At 41.6% G+C, this 22,955-nt stretch carries 14 protein-coding genes and 1 pseudogene; 5 read left to right on the top strand and 10 right to left on the bottom strand.

Annotated elements, in window-relative coordinates:
- Window positions 1-57: 57 nt before the first annotated feature.
- Window positions 58-1,068: an ABC transporter substrate-binding protein gene (locus tag PV403_RS13345; protein ID WP_332084972.1), complete on the bottom strand. Its 1,011-nt coding sequence runs from the start codon at window positions 1,066-1,068 to the stop codon at window positions 58-60.
- A gap of 261 nt (window positions 1,069-1,329) precedes the next feature.
- Between PV403_RS13345 and PV403_RS13350 the strand changes: the two genes are divergently transcribed.
- The 3 genes from PV403_RS13350 to PV403_RS13360 are packed head-to-tail and all read left to right on the top strand — an operon-like array spanning window position 1,330 to window position 5,683.
- A complete protein-coding gene (locus tag PV403_RS13350; RefSeq protein ID WP_332084973.1) occupies window positions 1,330-3,129 on the top strand; it encodes a sensor histidine kinase in 1,800 nt (599 codons plus the stop codon).
- Window positions 3,130-3,140: 11 nt separating this feature from the next.
- Complete coding sequence (locus PV403_RS13355) at window positions 3,141-4,727, top strand: response regulator (protein ID WP_332085003.1); 1,587 nt, start codon at window positions 3,141-3,143, stop codon at window positions 4,725-4,727.
- Window positions 4,724-5,683, top strand: a complete 960-nt coding sequence (locus PV403_RS13360; RefSeq protein WP_332084974.1) for a sugar ABC transporter substrate-binding protein — start codon at window positions 4,724-4,726, stop codon at window positions 5,681-5,683. Before PV403_RS13355 ends, PV403_RS13360 begins: the two co-directional genes overlap by 4 nt.
- Window positions 5,684-5,773: 90 nt before the next feature.
- Here PV403_RS13360 and PV403_RS13365 read toward each other — a convergent pair whose 3' ends face one another.
- Window positions 5,774-11,977, bottom strand: coding sequence for a family 43 glycosylhydrolase (locus PV403_RS13365; RefSeq protein ID WP_332084975.1), 6,204 nt, complete (start codon window positions 11,975-11,977; stop codon window positions 5,774-5,776).
- 435 nt (window positions 11,978-12,412) lie between these two features.
- Complete coding sequence (locus tag PV403_RS13370) at window positions 12,413-13,633, bottom strand: MFS transporter (protein WP_332084976.1); 1,221 nt, start codon at window positions 13,631-13,633, stop codon at window positions 12,413-12,415.
- A gap of 124 nt (window positions 13,634-13,757) precedes the next feature.
- Between PV403_RS13370 and PV403_RS13375 the strand changes: the two genes are divergently transcribed.
- The gene (locus tag PV403_RS13375; RefSeq protein ID WP_332084977.1) at window positions 13,758-14,645 is read left to right on the top strand and encodes a LysR family transcriptional regulator; all 888 of its coding nucleotides are present in this window, start codon (window positions 13,758-13,760) and stop codon (window positions 14,643-14,645) included.
- 168 nt (window positions 14,646-14,813) lie between these two features.
- On the opposite strand, the gene PV403_RS13380 is transcribed toward PV403_RS13375, so the two are convergent.
- From PV403_RS13380 to PV403_RS13390, 3 genes are all read right to left on the bottom strand, one after another.
- Window positions 14,814-16,517, bottom strand: a complete 1,704-nt coding sequence (locus tag PV403_RS13380; protein WP_332084978.1) for a cellulase family glycosylhydrolase — start codon at window positions 16,515-16,517, stop codon at window positions 14,814-14,816.
- A 495-nt stretch (window positions 16,518-17,012) separates the two neighbouring features.
- Window positions 17,013-17,579 carry a DUF4256 domain-containing protein gene (locus PV403_RS13385; protein WP_213532415.1) on the bottom strand — a complete coding sequence of 189 codons (567 nt, stop codon included), beginning with the start codon at window positions 17,577-17,579 and terminating at the stop codon, window positions 17,013-17,015.
- A gap of 32 nt (window positions 17,580-17,611) precedes the next feature.
- On the bottom strand, window positions 17,612-18,043 hold the full coding sequence (locus tag PV403_RS13390; RefSeq protein ID WP_332084979.1) for a hypothetical protein: 432 nt from the start codon (window positions 18,041-18,043) through the stop codon (window positions 17,612-17,614).
- Window positions 18,044-18,503: 460 nt separating this feature from the next.
- On the opposite strand from PV403_RS13390, the gene PV403_RS13395 reads away from it, so the two are divergent.
- On the top strand, window positions 18,504-18,836 hold the full coding sequence (locus tag PV403_RS13395) for a hypothetical protein (RefSeq protein ID WP_332084980.1): 333 nt from the start codon (window positions 18,504-18,506) through the stop codon (window positions 18,834-18,836).
- Window positions 18,837-19,029: 193 nt separating this feature from the next.
- Here the strand turns inward: PV403_RS13395 and PV403_RS13400 are convergent, their stop codons facing one another.
- From PV403_RS13400 to PV403_RS13415, 4 genes and pseudogenes are all read right to left on the bottom strand, one after another.
- The gene (locus PV403_RS13400) at window positions 19,030-20,100 is read right to left on the bottom strand and encodes a leucine-rich repeat domain-containing protein (RefSeq protein WP_332084981.1); all 1,071 of its coding nucleotides are present in this window, start codon (window positions 20,098-20,100) and stop codon (window positions 19,030-19,032) included.
- Window positions 20,101-20,324: 224 nt separating this feature from the next.
- A complete protein-coding gene (locus PV403_RS13405) occupies window positions 20,325-21,305 on the bottom strand; it encodes an aldo/keto reductase (protein ID WP_332084982.1) in 981 nt (326 codons plus the stop codon).
- 258 nt (window positions 21,306-21,563) lie between these two features.
- Window positions 21,564-22,508, bottom strand: coding sequence for an AraC family transcriptional regulator (locus PV403_RS13410; RefSeq protein ID WP_332084983.1), 945 nt, complete (start codon window positions 22,506-22,508; stop codon window positions 21,564-21,566).
- A gap of 329 nt (window positions 22,509-22,837) precedes the next feature.
- Window positions 22,838-22,955: pseudogene (locus PV403_RS13415) on the bottom strand (IS30 family transposase); the annotation flags it as partial.

Here is a 22,955-nt window from a genome sequence, read left to right on the forward strand (position 1 = left end):
GCTGGCTAAGAAGGGGGGCGGAGTGGCGATGTAAACATTTTTTTGAATATGCTAGGTTTAATATTGGCGGTTCGGCAAGGCTTCCTTGGCTTCTTCTGAAGTAAACGTCGTTTCTTCAGTCACAATACGGGCTTCAACCGATTTTCCATCGACAACATCTTGAACCACCTTCATTAACTGAGGTCCGAGCAACGGGTTACACTCCACTATGAAGTTGATTTTCCCTTCGCTGGCAGCCTGCATTCCGTCCTTAACCGCATCAACTGAGATAATTTTAATATCTTCTCCAGGCTTCAACCCGGCAGCTTCAATAGCTTGAATTGCACCAAGCGCCATATCATCGTTATGCGCATATAAAACATCAATATCTTTATGGGCTTTTAGAAAAGCTTGCATAACTTCTTTCCCCTTGGCCCGTGTAAAATCGCCAGTTTGGGAAGCAATAATCTTAAGATTTGGATTGCTGGAGATCACTTCTTTGAATCCTTGCATCCGATCATTTGCAGGAGCAGAACCAGTTGTACCTTGTAGTTCAACGATATTAATATCTTCAGCGGCATCCTTATATTGCTCAGTCAACCATTGACCTGCTTTCCGCCCCTCTTCTACAAAGTCAGAGCCGAGGAACGTCACATACAGCGAAGTATCCTTTGAGTCAACAGCCCGGTCAGTTAGGATAACTGGGATTCCTGCATCCTTGGCTTCTTTAAGTACCGTATCCCACCCGGATTCCACGACCGGTGAGAAAGAAATGACATCCACTTTTTGCTGAATAAATGAACGAAGAGCTTTGATTTGGTTCTCCTGTTTCTGCTGTGCATCCGAGAACTTTAAGGTGTATCCAGCCTCTTTCGCGGAATCCTGAATTGATTTTGTGTTTGCACTGCGCCAGCCGCTTTCTGCTCCTACTTGAGAGAAGCCGAGCGTGATGCTGTTCGTTGATTTTGTTCCGGGATTGCCAGAGTTCTCCTCTGCAGCACCTCCGCCGTTATTACTGCTACAAGCTCCAAGCATCATCATGGACAAGGTTAACGATAACACTAAACTTATTCTTCCAAATCTCTTCATAACTGTTGTTCTCCCCCTCATCAATCACCATTCCTTGGCGTTGGCCTAATTATAAACCGCTTACAAAACAACATGATATGGACTGTCTTTTGCGTTTGTTTCCTATTTTTTGATTTTCATCACAATCTTGTTCTTCATAGTGTAATTTTTTAATTGAAAAGTATAATATTTGGTTGCGCTTTCTTTTTCTGCTTTCGAATAGATCATAGTTGGTATACACTATAAGTTGTTAGAACCATATCCCCTGAGAGGAACAAACTGATGAGGATGAAGCGATGGATTTCGTCAAGCCTAAGGACAAAGCTATTGGCCTTGTTTATTGTCCTCACCACCATACCGCTAATGACGGTGGGAATGATTTCATATCAGAAATCCTACCATTCAGTTGCAAGCCACAGTAAAGCCTCCACTATGCTCCAAGCTGATATGCTAGGGACAAATATTGATAATTTGTTTATAGATACCGAGAGGCTTCTGGAACTAAGCAATAACCCCAAGGTTATCCATTTTCTCCTCTCACAGTCGGAGACTTATAAGGAAGCCAAAGATATTCTTCGTACTTTTTCTCTTTACCGAGACACGTACAAATATGAAAGCGTGCTCAATATTAGCTTGATTAATCTTTATGGAAAAGGGATCAGCGAACGCAGAGGGATTTTTCAGTCCAATACGAATCCCCTGCGGAATCAACATTTTCAGACGCTTGCTGAGAACCCTGATTCCGTGCTGCGAATTCCATCCGCGCAAATGAACAGCCTTGATCAAATCGATGGTTTTACTTATGAAGATCGGGGAGTCATTTCAATTATGGCAGCAGTCAAGCAAAAAATTACCCATGAAGTCATTGGGTTTATTACAGTGGATTTAGACGATTCGTTTATTAAGACGTTCTGCGATCAGGTAAAGATCGGCAAGACGGGATTTTTTTATATTCTTGATCAGCATAACAATCCGATTTTTGTCCCTCCCATAGGGAACGATGACAGGAACATCATTCAAAATACGCCCCTTCCTTTTCCCGATCAGTCCAGTAGAGACGGATATGTACTGCGAACGGGCGGTCAGCCACGATTTATCGTACATACTGCTTCTATTGCTACTGGATGGACGATTATCGGTATCGCTCCACTACAGGAGATCGTTGCCGAAGCTAACAGCATCAGGCAGCTGATCATACTTAGCGTAGTGCTCAGTATCGTATTTGCGATTACTCTTCATTACTTGCTGACCAAGCGACTAACCCGGCCTATCCAGCTTCTTCAGCATAAAATGAGGCTTACTGCAAGCGGTTATCTTGAAGCTAAAGTCAAACCGATTGGAACGGATGAAATCGCGGATCTGGGACAAAGCTTCAACATTATGGTGGAGAAGATAAAAGAACTTTTGGAACAAAGTATACGGAAACAACAGCAGCTGCAAAAAGCAGAACTGCGAACACTACAAGCTCAAATCAATCCCCACTTTTTATACAACACACTTGATTCAATTATCTGGATGGCCGAAGCGGGCAAAAACGATGGTGTAATCCAGTTGGTTAAGGCATTATCTGACCTGTTCCGAATCAGCTTAAACAAAGGTCGGGACTGGGTAATGATTCGCACTGAATTAGCTCATGCCAACAGCTATTTGGTCATTCAACAGATGCGATACCGGGATATTCTTGAATATCGGATCGAAATCGATCCTGAACTTTTAGATTACCCGATTTTAAACATGACTCTTCAGCCACTGATAGAAAATGCCTTGTATCATGGGATTAAAAATAAAAGAGGGAAAGGCCTTATTGTCATTGGAGGTTATTTGGAATTAACGGCCGTTATTCTTACCGTTACGGACAATGGGATAGGAATCCCAACAGACCGACTAGCTTTGTTAAGACAACAGCTCGAACAACCACTCCAGTCTGAGGAAGAAGAACCCGCCGAAGGAGGTTTCGGACTACAGAATGTACATCAACGATTACGACTTTATTTCGGCAGTGAATACGGAGTCGAACTAGAAAGCATCGCTGGTGCCGGTACAACCATTTTTGTACGAATACCTAAGAACAGGGGGAACTGACTATAAAGAAGATCGTACTCGTCGATGATGAAATTTTGATTCGTGAAAGCATCCGGGATTCTATAGATTGGAAGAAGGAAGGTTTCTTATATTCCGGTGATGCTCCTGACGGAGAGTTAGCACTGCCGCTCATTGAAGGACAAGTACCAGATATTCTAATTACAGATATTAAAATGCCTTTTATGAACGGACTCGAACTGGCTTCCGTAGTTAGGCAAAGATTTCCTGACATCAAAATTATCATCTTAAGTGGACATGATGATTTTCATTATGCCCAAACAGCACTTCGGCTTGGCGTCGAGGATTACTGCCTGAAACCAGTCAGCGCCGCGGAACTACTCCAGTTGCTGAATGCTGTCAGTACCAGAATTGATGAAGAAAATAGATTGAAACAGAAGAATATGTATAGTCCTGATAAGCTATATGCCGACCTTTGCGGAGGACTAATTGGCACAGGAGCTGCGATCGAAGCTGCTGCTGAGCTGAATCTGCAGCTTATAGCCCCTTATTATGCTGTCGTTATCTTATCTATTATTCCATCCATCTTGGACGAATCCAATCTTGTAACTTCTAAGATTCAAGCAGCGGAGCTAATTGTTACGAATACACTGATTGAATACCCTGAAATTTATTACTTTAGGCGCAGCCGTACGGAAACGGTGATCATTCTAAAGGACAGCCTTCCGGATCAAATATCAACCAGAATCGATCTTCTGATTCAAGTACTGGAACAACAAAGTATCCATTTTGGTTTGCAACTGTCCGTAAGCTGCGGAAGCGTCCACGAACGCCTTCAAGGTATACATCTTTCCTTCCAAGAGGCCGAAGATGACCGAATGATAAAGAAGCTATCGAAGCAGAACAAAGCAGCTCTGATTGAGTCCTCGATCGACCAGACACCAGGCAGTGTGCTGCTTGACCGCTACCGCCTAATTGAGTTTCTAAAGGTAGGTAATTCCCAAGAGGCGCCCTCTTTTATTCGTCAGCTTGGGGTTGGCCTTCGTCAGATAAGTTTTCAACAGATGTATGCCTACTACCTGGTCAACGACATTACCCTCGAATTAGTCCAGACCGCAAAGTTAACTTTCCGCACAGAAGGAAATCAAGCAGAAATGATACATGAGTTGCAAAAGGAAATTCGGAAAATTTCAAATGTTGAAGAGTGCCTTGATTATTTACTTCGAGTATATGAACAGCTATGGGTCTGGCGGTCTAAAGGGTCTGACAAGTATGGAGAGTTAATTGAAAAAGTCAAACTCTATATTCGGCAGAATTATCACAATGACCAGCTCTCCCTTCATGAAACTTCAAGACAGATTGGAGTCAGCTCCAGCCATCTCAGTAAGGTCTTCAGCCAAGAAACCGGGCAGACCATGACTGAGTACTTAACCGCCACGCGGATCGGCAAAGCGAAAGTGCTGCTAAAAACAACCCGCTACAAAACCTTCGAGATTGCTTTTCAAGTAGGTTACAGTGATCAACATTACTTCTCTAACCTGTTCAAGAAGGTGACCGGAATGACACCAATGGAATACCGCAAACACGGCCGTGATGGTGAGTCAGTTGCGACCACTGCGAAAGAAGGAGATCGCTTGTGAATTTCCGATTCAAAGCCGTTCCGACGCTGACGTTACTGCTCGGAATCACATTTATTCTCTGTGGATGTATGGAGACTCGAACTACAATGGACACTTGGAATCAGAATGAAGAGGTTCTTTCGCTCCCTTCAAAAGACGTTCCCGAGCTAACCTTTGGCATCATCTATCCTATGGTAAACGACACATACGAGATGATAACGGAAAATGCGGAAGCCTCAGCCAGTGATCATAACATTAAACTGATCGTTCAAGCGCCAGATGAAGCAAACTTAGAGCAACAGATTCGAATCATGGAGATGATGATCAAGCAGGAGGTTGATGGCATAGCTATTATCCCGGTTGACTCCGAAGCTCTAATTGACGTCATCAACAAAGCGGTGTCCAGCGGAATCATTGTGATATGCTTCGAGTCGGACTCTCCGTCCAGTAAGCGGAATGTATTTATCGGTGCGGATAACTATAAGACAGGTGCGATAATTGCCCAAACCGTAGACAATTTGCTTGGCGGCAAAGGCATGGTCCTGGTCCAGTCTGGCATGCCGCAAATGCTTGGATTAACTCAGCGGCTAAAAGGTCTTCAGGATTATTTGGAAGAGTATACCGAAATAGACGTGCTCGAAGTTCGCCATAACCATGCCAGCGAAGAAAAAGCCATCCAGCAGTTAGAAGAAATGATATCGGCTCACCCGCACTTCAGTGCGCTGATCAACCTGGACTTCGTTTCAAGTTCAAGTTCGGTTCTAGTCTGGAAAGCCAAAGGGCTAAAAAGATATAATGTCGCGCTCGGTCTTACTCCCTATGTCAATCAATCCCTCGAAAACGGCCAAATTACCCGCATCATCTCCCAAAATGAGCAGAACTGGGGCCAAGCGATCATTAACACCTTGCGCAGTCTATCACAAGATAAAACATTACCAGAATTTATTAATACAGAAATCACAGAAATTGATAAGTAAACATAATAACAAAGGCAAAGGGCATTCCCTAACTGGGATTGCCCTTTGCCTTTGTTTATAGATTTTACTTTATAACTTGATTACATCACTCTAAAACAACTCTGACTTTTTCATCAGTTCATGAGTCAATTTTGCCACTTCAGCGCGGGTAATATACGCTTTGGGAGCTAGAACCCGTGCGCTTCTTCCGGAGACAATGCCTGCCTGTAAGCTATCTGCCACACCCGATTTTGCCCAGCTAGAGATGCGGTTTGCATCTTCATAACTGCTTAGTATCTCTTCCACTGTCCGTTCTGCCAACGTTCTCTTAAGCTCAGTAATTTCCATCGCTTGAGCAATAATGTGCATGGCTTGTTCCCGTGTAATCTTCTCGTTAGGCCGGAAAGTGTCATCTTCGTACCCAGTGATAAGGCCGTATGTTTGTGCCGTGTTCACATGTTCAGCGAACCAATCCGTTGTCTTTACGTCCGTGAACGCAAGTTCTCCTTGCTCTGATCGAAGTCCAAGCGCCCGTACTAGCAGTGCAGTAAATTCAGCACGAGTGATTTCCGTATTTGGATGAAATAAACCGCTTCCCGTTCCGTCAATAATCATCCGAGAGCCGAGATTGTTGACGCTATCCTTTGCCCAGTGCGAGGTCAGATCCGTAAATTCTACCGAGTTCGTGACCACTGCATAGGTGCCGCCAGTCAAGCTGCGAATTTTCGCGTAACGTTTTCCATTCTCTGTAACGATTTGAGTCGGCACCTGATAAACTGTACCCTTTGGTTCGATCACAATACCGGTGAATAGCTGATTAGCTGATGAATTATCCGAAAGTGGAATCATTCTCTCCACATATCCATTAAGTGGAGTGACTTCTGTAACGTTATTTCCTTGTATCGTTGTAATTTTAAAGTCGAGCAGATCCGAGCTAAGCCTAAAGCCTTTTACCTCTGCTGCCTGTTCTGCAACCTTGGTCATTGATGTTGCTGGAACAGCAATCTCGATTTGAATCATCGTCTTTGTGCTCGTTCCATCCCCTGATGACGCCAAGGTATTCAAACTGATTTTGGAAGCAGGAACCTTGAAGATCCCAAGGTCGGTCCGTAGTTCGATTACGATCTTCTTATCCTGAAGGGCTTTTAGAACATCCTTGTTAAATTGAGTAATTACACGCTCTGAGCTTGCCTTAACCGTAACGGCAATCACATCGGCCTCATTCGCTGAAGAGAGCCAAGTTTCCAGCTTTTTCTGATCAAGTTCAATTGTCGTTATTTTTTGGTCTTGCTGCGTAGTCGTGCCGATCGTACCCAAGTCCACTTCTTTGTCGCCAACTTTTATTTCTGCATCATTCTTACCGACAGGTAATGCTGCCTGTGGCGCTGTTGGAGTCAAAGGTCTATCCGATGGCTCTGGTGTAGATGGGGTAGGACCCGGAACAGTCGGCGTACCGCTTCCTTCGTCTTCGGTGCTTACCTTAATTGTAATATGAGTAGTAATCTCTTTGCCGCCAGCGGTAACGGTTAAAGTCAACGTGCCATTGCCAGCTGAGATTCCCTTTACATTTACCGTCTCTTTATCACTGTCACCTGTAATCTCAAGATTATTAAATGCTTCCCAGCGGTATGTTGGATTTGTCGCATTAACTGGATTCAGCTGAGAATCAAACGTAAGTGAACTGTTCACTTTAACAGATGTAGCTTCTCCTATTATGGAGACAGATTCCAGAGGAATCACTTCCGGTTCGATATCATTCTTCGTAAACTGCCAGTAATCCATTCGAAGGGAATCCTGACCTTTTGTCTTAAACATAAAGAAGATATTGTGAACACCGGTAACCGGTTTGACGTCTGTCTTCAGCGTCTTCCACTGATTCGCGCCGCCCGTTGGCTTCACATCAAGCGTACCAATGACATCACCGACGGGACTGTCCTGTCGTATTTCAATTGTCCCCCCAGTGGTTGTTGCTACGCTAGCTTCAAAAACACCTGGTCCACTCGTACCGAAGTCTGCGTTTGCAATAGCAAGCCAATCTCCATCATTTACATCCGTTATATTAAGGTTGATGCTGTCCACCATGTTTCCAGGCTGTAAGGACTTCTCCGTCATAATCCCGGCCTGCCATGCCATCGTTTCTGCCTCGGTGCGCTGGTAAGGATTTAGAGCAGCTAACTGTTCCACTCCTTCCATATCTCCCTTGATCGGTTTAATAAATCCATTCTCATAAAACTCCACTTTATTGATATGTGTAGAGCGATATCCTTTTGCTTTATCCATCGCCTTAGCAAGGGTTTGGGCGTGATAGGCAACAAACCACTGATCTTTAAATTCGAAAATGGCATGGTGATTGTTTCCCCCAACATCGAAAAACACGTTTGGATTTTGCAAAATGGTTCCGACGTAAGTAAATGGTCCCATCGGATGATCGCTGACCATGTACGCTATTTCTCCTTTCGGCGGCGAACCTTCCGGATGTGTGCCGGCGAAATTGGAGCAATAAGAATAATAGTACTTACCGTTATATTTGTGAATTCCGGAATCTTCAAAAAGATAAGGAGCATCTATGAGTTTTGCTGACCCTACTGTGCTTATCATATCGTCACCCAATTGAATTACTCTGCCGCTCTTCGGATGAGCAATTTGCTCTTCAGTCGGATTACTCCCACCGGGAAGTCCACCACCGAAATACAGATAACCCGTTCCATCGTCATCCACCAGAACAGCCGGGTCAAACATCCACACTACCCCGTTTGTTCCTGGAACACTGCTATTAATAAATGATTTCCCCAGCGGATCAGTCCATGGCCCGATTGGACTATCGGCGGTAAGGACACCAATGCTGGAAGCATTATTAGCAAAGTACAAGAAAAACTTATCCTTTCCTTCAATTACCTTATGGGCAATAGCAGGAGCCCAAGAGTTATTAGCCCATTTCGCAGCGCCATTCGGACCTGCTACGGGAATCTCTCCATGATCGGTCCAGTTAACCATATCATCTGATGAGATGACACTGATTGTGTTGATCTTGGAATAACTATTATCTTTCAGGTTTCCATTTGCATCATATTCAAAAGCATCGCTTGTCATATAAACATATACTCTATCGTTATAGACAAGCGCATATGGATCTGCGCCGAATTTATGACTGACTAGCGGATTCGCATATCCAGGTACTTTGGCAAGAGCTTTTGTGTCCAAAGCCTTCAAATCAATAGTAGCCACTGCTTCACTCACGTTGTAAACCACATTGCCGCCTTCTGTTTTGATATAATCCGTTCGGATTTTAACCGCTTGATCCTTTGGAACAAAATCTTTCATTTTCAGTTTAATCGTAGCGAACAGATCAGATGAGGTATTCGTAAAATTCACGTTACTGCCGGATACTTTCAGTTCCAGTCTGCGGTCAGCAAATGAGTAGGATGGTGTACCACTAATATTGTCTGTATGAAATGATACTTCGGTTACGGATACAAAATCAGGAATATCGAAGGAAGCAGAGATTCCATTATAGGTTCCGTCAGGCAATGCCTCCATTTTTACCGGAACTTCGAATTCTATATTCGGAACGCCTAGAACGTCCGAGACATCATCCAGACTCGCTGTAAGAATGGGAGCTGACTCCCCTGTTCCTGTCATCTTGTTGTCTACTCTAAAATAGTCGAAGTCGACGTATCCGCCTACCGTTTTAGTAGCGTAATTAAATAATGCATAACGATACCCCATAAAATGAGGCAGGGTATACGACATTTGCAGCTGCTCTCCAATTGCTGTCCAACTTACTCCGTCAAGACTGTAATAGAAATAGGCTTTGTCTGTTTGCTTTTTGAAATCCATATCAATCTTCAGATAAACCCGATCCTCAGCAAGCGGAATGCTGGCAACTTCTTTCGGTTGTTCACCGCTCCCGTTAACCATTACGATCGATTTAGAGGTTCCTGACTTTTTAACACCAACATAACCATAATTTTTTTGGAAAGCGGCAAGACCTGCTACATCTCCGTCTTTCATATGATCTGTTTCAATGGCAATGGAACCTGAACTTTCCGGTCCAAACGTTCTTTGTGTCAGTGTATTGCGTGCGTCTAGAATTCCTGTGCTCTTTCTTCCCGTTGTAAGACGTAAGAATCCGGAACGCTGGGTCAACGACCAGTTGTTATTATCTGGATTATGGTTCCACTGCCACGAAAGCCCTAGATTGGAGCCATTATCTTCACTCTCTCCTGGTTTTTGAGTATCCGGAATGGGAGCGGACGAAGCTGTAAATGAGATGTCGTCAACATAGAAGTCCATTAGATCTGTGATTGGGTCCGGGGTTCCGGTCCATGGTGTCTCAATGAAAATAAAAGTGTGGGATAAATCCGCATCTGAAGGGAGCGTATACGTGCCTCGGAGAGTTCCCCACTCCCCTTTCTTCATCGTAGCCGAACCAAGCACCTTGATTCCTTGCCAGCTCGGACCGTTCTGAATATTAAAGTTGAACTGTTTCTGCTCTGGCCCTTCATCGTACCTTACCTTCGCAGAGAAGGAATAAGTGACATTGGTATCCACCTTTCCGGTAATCAACTGCATCGGTCCGTCTCCAGTCGCCTTGCGTCCGGTCGTCTTCAACGCTGAAACACCGCTGTTATATACATCATTAGTAACAGATACAGATGCTGCGCCATTAGCGGTCCAAGGTTCGATACCGCTTTCAATATCGCTATTGATAATAAGCTCCGAGACCGAGGTATCTGCAAAAGAAATGTCATCGACATAGAAGTCCATCAGATCTGTGTTTAGATCCGGAGTCGCGGTCCATGGTGTCTCAATAAAAATAAAGGTATGAGATAAATCGGCATCCGCAGGAAGCGTGTACGTACCTTGGACCGTTCCCCACTCTCCTTTGTTGATCACAGCCGAACCAAGCACCTTAATTCCTTGCCAGCTCGGACCGTTCTGTATGTTGAAGTTGAACTGTTTCTGCTCTGGCCCTTCATCATACCTTACCTTCGCAGAGAAGGAGTACGTGACATTCGTATTTACTTTACCCGTTATTACCTGCATTGGACCATCTCCAGTCGCTGTCCGCCCCGTCGTTTTCAGAGCTGATGCGCCGCTGCCATAAACATCATTAGTAACGGATACGGAGGCTGTGCCGTTCCCAGTCCAAGGTTCAACACCACTCTCGATTCCACCGTTAACTAACAGTTCCCTCCCAGAAGATCCTCCAGCCGTCGCAAGAAAATCTGCTTCCGAGAGTTCTGAAGATAATTCTAGTGTGTCGCTGTCTTCAAAAGTATATGGGAGACCTGATCGTGCTGAGCGATTATAGAACTCATCAGAACTTACGATATTGGATTCCCCTTTATGTAATGGAAGAGAAATTTCAGCAGGGACTTTGCCATTGACACCAAATACCGGCCAGTCATTTTCCCATGTGACGGGAACTAAGTAAGGAATACGTCCGACGGAACCACGGTCACCAAAAAGAAAGGCATACCAATCTCCTGAAACCGTATCGATCAGTCCACCTTGAGCAATGCCCTCATCTTTCAGTACAACTTTTCCTTCATAGGGGCCGTCAATAGTGTCAGAGCGGAACACCAATTGTGTTCGCATGCCGCCGCTCGGCCAAGTAATTAGAGAAATATAATATTTCCCATTTATTTTTTGGATATGGGCACCCTCAGCTTGAAGTCCCACATTCGGTCCTGCAACTAGACTCGAATCCTTAATGATAATTTTATTCATTCCGTCTTCTTTCACCGCAGTGGCGTCCGAATTCAGCTCGACAATACGAATATCGCCGCCTCCATATACGAGATATACTCGTCCATCGTCATCAAAATGAAGGGACATATCGTGATAAAAAGGGAGCGTTGAGTGTGTCCATGGTCCATTTTCGATATCCGTCGTTTGATAAATATATGTCTTTCCTGTTGTACTGGAAGAAAACACTACATAATATTTACCGTTATGGTACCTGAGACTGCTAGCCCAGGAGCCTTTTCCATACTCATTTTCATTATTACTCAATCTTTGATTATCGGTTTCGTCCAAAATATCATATACATAATTAACAATATCCCAATGTACTAGATCAACCGATTTCATAATCGGAACGCCTGGATTCATATGCATCGTCGTACTGGTCATATAATAGGCATCACCCACACGAATGACATCGGGATCAGGCACATCAGCCCAAATAATTGGGTTATTCGCACTTCCCAGTTCTTTGGGCTGTTCCTCTGCAAATATGAGCCCAGCCGGCATCAAATTCAAAAGTAATGCAGCCGTTGTAAGAATCGAAATTAGCTTCTTTTTCCCCACTATACTGATTCTCCTTTAATAATAAAAATAATAATAAATAAAGCGCTTTCTAAAATGATGAAAAAGTGTAGCCGAGCTCGATATTATCCGATTGCCTCCCTTCTGGTTACTGTTGTTATAACTACTTTGTTTAAAGTTCGAGTTCATTATATCTTGCCCCTGCAAAAATCACGATGTAATATCTTTTTTAAAAGGTGAATTTTTTTGTTTTTTCAAAACGGAACTGCCGCTTAGCGGACATCTTCGGCGAGCCGTCCACGTTGAACTCTTCAAAATAAGCTACATCCTCTGCATTCCTTCTATTTATACAAAAATACACATACGTTCACGTATACGTAAACGTATGTGTATAATATTCGTGTACTATACTAGTCTCTTTACTTCGCTTCACAGCTATGTAAACCAATTCTGTTACTATCCACTTTTACTTATGCGTTATTCAACAACTTCGGTAGATGTTTGATTGATTCTCTCCATGGGCACTAATCGTTTATGATGAATAAAATAGTAAAATACGATAGAGGCCAGCGCGACAATGCCAGCAACTGTAAACATCGTGCGATAGTTCGTATGGGAACTGATAGAGCCCATTACATAGGATCCAACCCCATATCCCAAATCAAAAAGGAGAAAAAATGTACCATTTGCAGCTCCTGTTCGGTGTGCGGGGGAAAGCTTCATGGCAAGTGCCTGGAAACAAGGAAAGAGTGCCCCAAAACCGATCCCCATAAATACTCCAGATATCAGCACAGTAGTTCCTGAATGTGCATGGCTCAAAAGGAGCAATCCGCCCCCAAATAGAATAATGCCCGGATAATACAAATAATGCTCGCTATACTTGTCAAAAAGTTTACCAACCAATGGCCTAAAAATAACTATCATAATTGCAAAAACAATGAAAAACGTACCAGCTACTTCAGAATGATGAATCTCATTTGTGAAAGGTGCCATAAATCCCGCAATAGGACTATAAGAAAACGCCAGAATAAATCCAACAATCGAGATGGGTAACGCTTTTGTTTCAAAGATGTCTTTGATATGAAATTTATTTGCGGAAGCAAGTTGCTTCTTATCCTCTTTAGAGCGGCTGTTATCTTTTAGTGGAAGTACTAATAGCAAAGATATGAGGGCTATAACACTAATCGCAGCCAGAAGCAGCATCCGGTTTTGATCTTTCCACAGCAATAGGCCTAAAGCAGGCCCAATAACCATGGCTATACTCATAAACATACTAAAGTATCCCATACCTTCTCCTTTTCGAGTGTATGGAATCATCGTAGCTGCTAGTGTATTTGTTGCCGTTGAAGCAACAGCATAGCTCATGCCATGTACAAAACGAATGAATAAGAATAGAGCGATACCTTTTGCACCGAAATAGCCAATACAAGCGAGCGAGAAAATAATCATCCCGATCAGCGCAAGATTCTTTTTACCGAAACGATCTACCCACAGACCGGAAAATGGCCTAATAATAACTCCTCCAATAACGTATATGGTAATCACTAATCCCATTTGCTGTGCATTACCACTTAAACTATCTCGTAAATATAGTGGAAAAGCTGTAGCTGAAACGTAAAAAGTAAGGAACATAAAAAAACTGCTTAAACAAATAATGACGAAATCTTTCGTCCATATCTTCTGTCGTTTTTCCGACATTTCTACCCCATCCTTCTAAGCTGTATGATAATGATATGTAAATTATTATACATACTATTTTTTATCATGTATAATACTAATTATATGATTTATATATTACATTGATGTGATATGGAGGATATGCATGGAATACCTGCAATTAAAGTATTTTCAAGCCGTTGCCCAATATGAAAACATGACGAAGGCGTCCGCAATGTTAAACGTATCTCAGCCATCTCTAAGCAACGCTATTAAACGTTTAGAAAAGAAAATAGGTGTACCCTTATTTGACCGACATGGGAAGCATTTGAAATTAAATCCGTATGGTAAAGTTTACTTAGATAAAATTGAAGAGGCATTTCGTGCATTAGAAGAAGGCGAAACGGAGATTAGAGAAATGGCCGGATTACATCGAGGCCATCTTACGTTATGTATGATGCTTCCTCACATTATGCCAACACTATTAAAGGAGTTTTTGGCGATTTATCCTGATGTCCGCATATCCCAGCGTCAACTAAACTCTACCACGGAAATGAAGATGGAATTAGACAAATCTAATATTGATTTCTGTCTATCCACCTTTCCGATCATCGGTCCCGATATTGAATGGCTGACTTTAGTAGAAGAAGAAATGAGCTTAACCGTTCCGAAGAACCATCGATTAGCTTCAAGAGAAAGCGTTCGTTTGAGTGAAGTGTCTAACGAACCCTTTATTTCTTTGCCTCCTAGAACTAGCTTTCGAGATATTACGGATGAATATTGTCGTCAGGCAGGATTTGAACCTAATGTAGCCTTTGAGCTAGAAGAAACAAGTGCGATCCTAACATTAGTTGAGATGGGGCTTGGTATAACTCTTACTCTTCCTTTATCACTTGGAAACAGGGTTCATAACAAAGATACTGTTCAACTAAAGATTATTGAGCCCATTTGTATAAGAACGTTTGGAATTGCCTGGAACAAAAAACACTATTTATCTCAAGCGGCTGTTCATTTTCTCCAATTTGTTAAACAATACTTCTCCAATTACAAGTAATTCGCTGCGAAAAACCCCCTCCATTCAACAAGATTAATAATAATTTAGCGACGTTTGCAGTGCTCCTGACTGATTTTTGGTCTGGGATTCCCATTGAAGTTCGAAATGATATACAGCAAAAAAAGAGGTCTTATTCAGACCTCTTCCCTTGAAGATAATATATCCTCCTTAGGATGATTTAATGGTCGTTACCGTAGTTCCGTCTTTCTCAATGATGTACTCTATAATTTCGCCACTCCAAAAATGAAACTTCAAAGTCACTTGCCCGTCTTTGATTTCATCAAAAAAAGCTTTTGTTAATTTGATCTCATTTGTCTCGTAGGATGGAACGAATGAGTGTCCAAATTCTTTAAACGAAGTCCAATCCGCTGGCCCTGCATTTCGCCCATCCTCATACAGGGATTCCATCGTAGCCAGCTCATCTCCATTGAATTGTACTGGAATGATCAGTTCATCCGAAGATCCAGACGCCTCACTTAGCTCAGGTACATCGTAGGTAATCATGTTAAGTTTCCAATCGGCTCCTGAGGTGAAATTGATACTGAGCTCTGCTTGCTTCCCATAAGCAGTATCAGACCACTGACCAAGGAAATTGGCTTTTAGAGTGAGTATGTTCTCATGAATTGTGTAATCTTGGTCTTTCATTAGTGTCTTTCCGTTCATATTTACATTTTGAAATTCGTTTCCGTTCGGCTCAAGAGGAATGGATACGTCCTGAACATTCTCTCCCTTCTTCAGATAGACAAGATCAGACATCGCATGGGAGGAACGACCTTTGAAACCAGCTTTGATAACAGCATACAAATCTTCATCAAACCAATTGAACTCCCTGCGGTTAAAGTGTTGACCGTTATCCCATAGCATCGTTGTAAACCCTTTTTGACCGGCATAATCATTTACAAAATCAAAATATTTCAGTTTCTCTCCGTGCTGGATGGTCCCCAAAAACTTGTCAAAGCCCAATAGCCCGAACTCACCTACAATGACCGGAATACCTTCCTTCGTAAACCGCTCATATGTCCGATCAAACGTATCCATGATATCTTTCTGAGCGGCTTCATCAAACTTAGTTGCTCCCGCCATATTGACACTAAAAGGATAAAATCCGTAATAATGAATGGTCGCAATCAGATTAGGATCGTTATAACTGGTTATTGTCTTGTATAGTTCCTCTAATCTGGCTTCGGAAGCAGAGGCCGTTATACTTGGAATAACTAGCGGGCGCTTTTTATTTTTCCCACTAGAAGTTCGCACGATGTGATGAAATGAATCATTCAATTCACCAAGCATCGTAAAATACCCAGGTTCATCTTTATTCCAATCCTCTGAGAATCGAGGTTCATTAATGCTCTCAAACATTAACTTGCTGGGATGATCTTTGAAATGATCTGCTATTTGTGTCCACAAGGCATTGAATCGCTCTAATACTTCATCATGATTCGTATCCATGTACCTCACCCATTCGCTGGAGTCGTGATGGATATTAATCATGACATAAAGACCTTCATCCAGTGACCAATCTACAACTTCCTCAATTCTTCTCATAAAATCCGGATCAACCGTATAGTCAGGAGCATCGCCCATACGGTGCTCCCACGTAATTGGAATGCGGATACTGTTGTACCCTTGTTCGGCAATCTCAGCGATCAACTCTTTGGTGGTCAGTGGGTTTCCCCAAGATGTTTCATCACCCGTTGCATCAAACGTATTTCCGAGGTTCCATCCTGGCTGCATTTTTTCTACATAAGTTTGCATTTTACTCTTCTTCTGCTTTTCAGCTGAAAGGATGGGACCCACTACAAAAAGAACGCCTGCTATTAAAACCAAAGACATCAGCATTGCCCATAAAGGAAAACTCTTTTTATTATTCATACCAAGTCCTTTTTTCATATTTTTGACGTATACCATATGATGAATGGATCACGAAGATGTAAGCTGCTATTCGATGGTTCTCTTTACAAAGGTAAAAAAATACATTCCTCTCTCTGTGATATCTGTTAGAACATTGCCTCGAGGATACGATTGAGGGGGAAGCTTACAAAGAGGAGAAGGATCACCTGCTTTCTATTACTGTAATCGCTTTCTTTATCTGTGAGTATAAGCTTAACCCTTCTCTAACTCAATAGCTATAAGAGACATGAATCATATATTTATTAACGAATTATGACCCCGGCTCGATAACTATTTGTTGATCGCATTCATACAAGGAATTGTAGTCGGATAAAGACTTACTATCCCGCTCGTTACTACTTATAAAAGCAACGCGAAAAAAGTCGCCATATAGGCGACTTCTAATGGGACTATCTACTTCTTTCCGGATAACTCCATTGATTCATCGTAACAGCCTTAGAAAATAAAAACACAAATTCAGACTCTCAGCGAGCCACGGAAACCTCTGACACCATAATAAGAATCTGCACCATTGTGGTACACAAAAACAGTGTCGTAGCGACGATCACAAAAGATGGCACCGCCGAGTTGTCTAATATGATCAGGTGTTTTCACCCAGCTCGATGTTTTCGTATCAAATTTTCCAAGTCTCTGCAGCTCCCGGTATTGCTCTTCTGTCAGAATCTCAATCCCCATCTCAACTGCCATATCCATAGCACTATTCTGCGGTTTGTGTTGTTTCCTTGATTCCAAAGCGGCCCGATCGTAACACACACTTCTGCGGCCTTTAGGGCTTTCTGCCGAACAATCACAAAAAAAATATTCCCCCGTCTCTTTATCATAAAGAGTAACATCAGGTTCACCGCCAGTTCTTTCCATTTCAAAAAGTGACCACAGTTTTTCTGCATTCCGTTCCAGTTTTGCTTCTACTGCTGCCCATTCAAGTCCTTCGTGGCGATTCATGTTTTTCTCAAAACGAGTTTTTAATGTTCCGAGTATTTCGTCACGTTGTTCTGGTGACAACTCTTTATTTTCGTTGTTCATGCTGAGCCTCCCATTATATGTTTGGTATGTATTTATTCGGTTAATTTCTGACTGTTTTCGCCAGTAATAATTTTATAATCGACCAAATAATAATTAGCCCCGGCAGTATCGTTCTTAAAGTATAGTTCGACGTTGTCCTCTTTGGGTCCTACTCTACATAAGCTTATAGTTAGCTCGAAGTATTTCCCACCATTCATTGCATCTACATTTACGCTTCTTTTTTCACTCTGATCTCTCATTGCTTCGGGCTGCTGAATATTTGATATCTCTGTACATCCAATCATAACATATTCTGTTTTATAAATACTTTTGAGTGCTCCAGTTATGTTTGAATGAAGCTGTTGCAACAATGCTTCCTCTAGCTGCTTTTCCCTAACATCTGGATTTGAAGCAAACGAAAGAGTTGGAATACTAAAAAGAACACTCATTAAGACGACAAGAAGCACACATTGTTTGATTTTCAAATGAAACATCCTTTTTTAATATACGGTGCTTCATTTATATGAAATTTATACAAGTCATACGTTTATTTCTCACACTGTTTGGAAAGTTAACATACCAAAAAGCAACTGATCGCATTGACCAATTGCTCTGTTTAAATTCTAATCCCCTTGGCGGAATCATCTCTCTAAGGTGATTCGATTGGTGATGGACCCTAAAACACTCTACCCCTCATATGTAAAAAAATATTTAAAATTTTATACATTTGGCTCTATAATTGATATATACTATTTATACGAAAGAAGCAATGTCGGTACTTTTTGCTAAAGAATTTCATTCTACTTCGAAGACAGGTGAACCAAACTGAACATAGAATTATTTAATCAGGCTGTAACTGAGCTGCTAAAACGCTCGGGTAGCCGTGCGCTTGTCCAGATTGAATCCACTTTCCCGGACAATCGCCTCGTTGGTGGCAAATATCACATGAGTAGTCATACCGTGTATTTATATCAAAAAGAAATTATGGAGCAATGCAGAATGTTATTCGGCTCACTCGCTCCCTTACATTCATATATTTCCGTCATTCTAGCTCATGAATTGGGTCATGCTGAGGATGCAGAATTGAAACATCTATCAGGCCTTCTTGATGGGCCTCTCACTGTATCTGAACAAGCCGAAATCCGGCTGCGTATTGAAGAGAATGCTTGGCGTTATGCGGAATTACTACTATGGGACATAGATCCCGTTTTCTTGCATACCATCATTGACGAATCTCTATACAGTTACCATCAAGCTATTGAACCACATATCGCTTAACGATATCCAAGATACAGCCATATAAATAAAAGGTCAGTCTTCCCTTCTTCATAGGTGAGGCCTGGCCTTGTTTTTCTTTGACTGCACATCATGCTTCTACATCCATCCATCCAATTCAATTTACTTCATGATTAGACATAGAATATAACATCTATATCTTTAATTACCCTATCTTCGGGTTTTCAAACATTCTTTAATCCATTTCATATTCAATCAAAGCAAGACTTTCGAAGATTGAATTCCTTGACACATTTACATACTCTAGCTGCTTCATCCGTTGAAGAAAAGCAGGTTTCTGATCTATCATACAATTTTCTATGTTTAGAGACCTGAGTCGCTTGAGTTTCTCTAACTCAATTGGTAGTTCATGGATCGAAGTGTAATTGATCGTTAGCTGCTCCAACTGCTCAAGTTCTCCAATCTCAGGAGGAATACGATTTAAACTGATCTCTTCCTTTGATTTCATCCGCCAAGTGGAATCCGGTCTATCTGAACTAGCACAACTGATTTGCAGTTCTTTTAGGTTCTTTAATTTACCAATGGATCCCGGAATGCTTTCAAGGTCTGCTGTCATGATCCTCAAACTTTCTAACTTACTTAACTCGAACAATCCTTGAGGTAACCGATAAAGATCTTGTTCAAATATTTCTAACCATCGTAACTCTGTAAGTTCGCGGATTCGATCTGGCAGCTTCTTCAGTCTATATCCACTTATATATAGCCGATCTGTTTTTTGCTTAATAGCATCATCCAGCAGACGATTGAAGTCCCGGTGTGCCTCTATTTCTATGAAAAGTCCTGTAATTTGATCCATCAGCTCGATCGCTTCGTTCTCTGACACATTTATCCCGTACATACCCTCATGGACAACGGAATAAAGGTAGTCTTCGCCATCTTTTTTTAAGAAGCACAAGTCTTCTGGTAAATTGGGGAAAATCCAATCCGATAGGCTTCCTGCAAATTTCTTTAATAAGATACCACTTTCATCACATGATTTATAAAAATAGTAGGTTCCCGAACAATAAAAGGCATGGCTGCGATATGCTTCTCTTATTTGTATGACTTCCTCCCTATTGTTGTTTTGTATCACGATTGTTTTCATTAAATAAGGTTTCAATTCTTCCAGTACACTTTGATACTTTTGATTCTCATTAGGCAAATCCCCCATTTTATAACCCAGCACAAAACATTCCGAATTCTGTATTGCTAAATCTATAACTTGCTTATAAGCTTCACCTTTAGGGTCTGTATACATTTTTAACATACTAGTTCTCCCCCTATGAAAATACATATTATTCCTATTATAGATTAGTACCCCCTTCTGTCCAACTAATAATAACTAAATATGAAAATGACACGAAAACAAAGAAAAACCATCCATCTCATTTATGGGATGAATGATTTTCAGGAATTCGTCTACGTTTCGTTATAATGATTTAATAGACTTACTTAAATATCAAAAAATTAATTGTGACCTACTATAAAAAATTAATTGTGACCTACTATTGGGTGTGGTACGTATGGCTCTTCAAGGAACTCAATTTCTTCAGGTGATAATGTAACCGATAAAGATTCTACCGCGACTTCAAGGTGAGATATCTTCGTCGCTCCGATAATAGGAGAAGTTATTGTTTCTTTCTGCAGCAGCCAAGCAAGAGCGATCTGAGTACGGGGAACACCAAGTTTTTCTGCGATAGATGCAACACGCTCTACTACGATTCGATCAGCATCCATAGTTCCATCGTACTTAGACTTTTGAATTTGGTCGGTTTCGGAGCGAAGCGTAGTTTCTGACCAATCACGCGTCAATCTTCCGGATGCGAGCGGGCTATATGGAGTCACCCCAATTTTTTCTTCCTTACAAAGAGGCAGCATCTCCCTCTCTTCTTCACGGTAAATGAGATTAAGATGATTCTGCATGGACACAAATTTCGTCCATCCATTCTTTTCCGCTATATGTAATGCCTTTTGGAACTGCCATGCAAACATCGCAGAAGCACCAATATATCTTGCCTTGCCTGCTTTTACGATATCGTGCAATGCTTCCATCGTTTCTTCAATGGGTGTATTGTAATCCCATCGGTGGATGATATACAGATCTACATAATCCGTTCCCAATCTCTTAAGACTTTTATCTATTTCACTCATGATTGCCTTTCGAGAAAGCCCAGCACCATTTGGACCTTCATGCATGCGGCCCCAAACCTTGGTTGCGAGGACAATTTCATCACGATTTGCGTAATCTTTGAGGGCTTGACCTAGGAATTCTTCACTTTTCCCTAGTGAATACCAATTTGCTGTATCGAAAAAATTAATACCTTTATCCAAGGCTTTTTTTATAATCGTTCGAGAATCTGCCTCATCAAGCACCCATGGATGAACCCAATGCTTTGCATCACCAAAACCCATACATCCAAGACAAAGCTTAGATACATCTAAACCTGTGTTTCCAAGTTTCACATATTCCATTAGAATTCTCCTCTCTTTCATTTGTTTTCAATTCGCACTATCTATCTACCCCTTATTATGCAATAAATGGATGGACAAGTGTTATCCTATTTGTCTCATTTCATTGCCTTATCCTCTCTGTAATATAGGATAGCGTCTATCGGCGATTGAGTGAACTCATGTATTGTTCGGTAACGAAAAACGGTAGCTGGAATAAGAACAGCTACCGTTTTTATTAGGATGAGTTTTCTGTGATCAATAGATTTTCACTTTTCACACTTAGGATGTTCCAATGAGGTTTTGATCTGTATTTGCTTCTATTGGCTCAAATTTTTCCTTTAGTCGCTTTATGTCCGCCTTTGGAGGAAATCCAAACATCCGAGAATATTCACGGCTAAACTGAGATGCACTTTCATAACCAACCCGATACGCAACCTCAGTAGCATCCCCTGACTCCATTAATAAAAGACTCCGGGCTTCTTGTAACCGAAGGTGTTTTTGAAATTGAAGCGGGCTCATGTTAGTGATTTCCTTAAAATGTCTATGGAACGAAGAAGTGCTCATATTAGCAACTTCTGCAAGTTCTTCAATTCGTAAAGGTTGATCATAATGCTGGATAATTTGATCAATTGCTCCTCTGATACGATAAGTGTTACTTCCTTCCATTGCAATTTGTGCAAGCGCCCGCCCATATTGCCCCTGAAGGAGTCGATAGATGATCTCTTTCTTATGAATAGGTGCAAGAAACGGAATATCCCCAGGAGAATCGAGCAATTGAACCAAACGAAGCACGGCATCCAATAACGATAATTCAATCTGACCAACGAACATGGCTCTTGAAGCATTCTCCTTTGTTTTGGAACGAATTTTAGCGTCTTTCAACACCTCTAAAATTTCATTTTGATTAATCTCAAGTTTTAAACTCAAATACGGAACTTCAGGTGAAGCCTTTATTACCTGCCCAATTACCGGAAGATCCATAGAGGTTATCAGGTAATTCGACGGGCCATATTCCAGGCGTTCCTCAGCTAGGTAGATTTCTTTTAACCCTTGAGTAACAAAACAAAAGGAAGGATTAAATACTCTGTAGGCTGGCTCAAGCATCTTATCCGAACGAATAAGGTATAAAGAAGGAATCATCGTCTTTGATACTCCTGGTTGTTTACAATAGCGGTTAATCAGTTTTGTAATGTTTTTTTGTCTGATTTCTATTTCTTCAACCATCGGCCCCTCCTTAATGAGTGTTTTATATGATTATACGCATTCGTTTGTTGAATTGGAATCGTCTTGAGAGGATTAGGCAATGATTTGAGACGAATTAGATATCGGTTCTTTGTTCAGGAATACATAATATAGACATGCCCCAAAGCTATGACTATTAATAATAAGTGAGTTTTTTGAATAAAAAGGAACTTACATTAACCGCACTTTTCACACCTTGTATTCGCTTGCCGTATGGCATGGGGGATAACTCTTTTATCGGTGTAATAAATAAGATCAAATCTATTTATTAATAACTTTCAAAAACCAGGAGGATTTTACATGACGGATTGTCAATCCAAGTGCGACACTTCTTCTTCAAATGATTCGTGAGCAGTTTTCCATCCCAAACATTTCCTTGGTCTGTTGTTAATAAGTTGGAGGGCGTGTTCTAATTCTTCCTCGGTCACC

Origin of the sequence: Paenibacillus sp. GYB006 (assembly GCF_036577645.1) — a bacterium.
Classification (GTDB): domain Bacteria; phylum Bacillota; class Bacilli; order Paenibacillales; family Paenibacillaceae; genus Paenibacillus.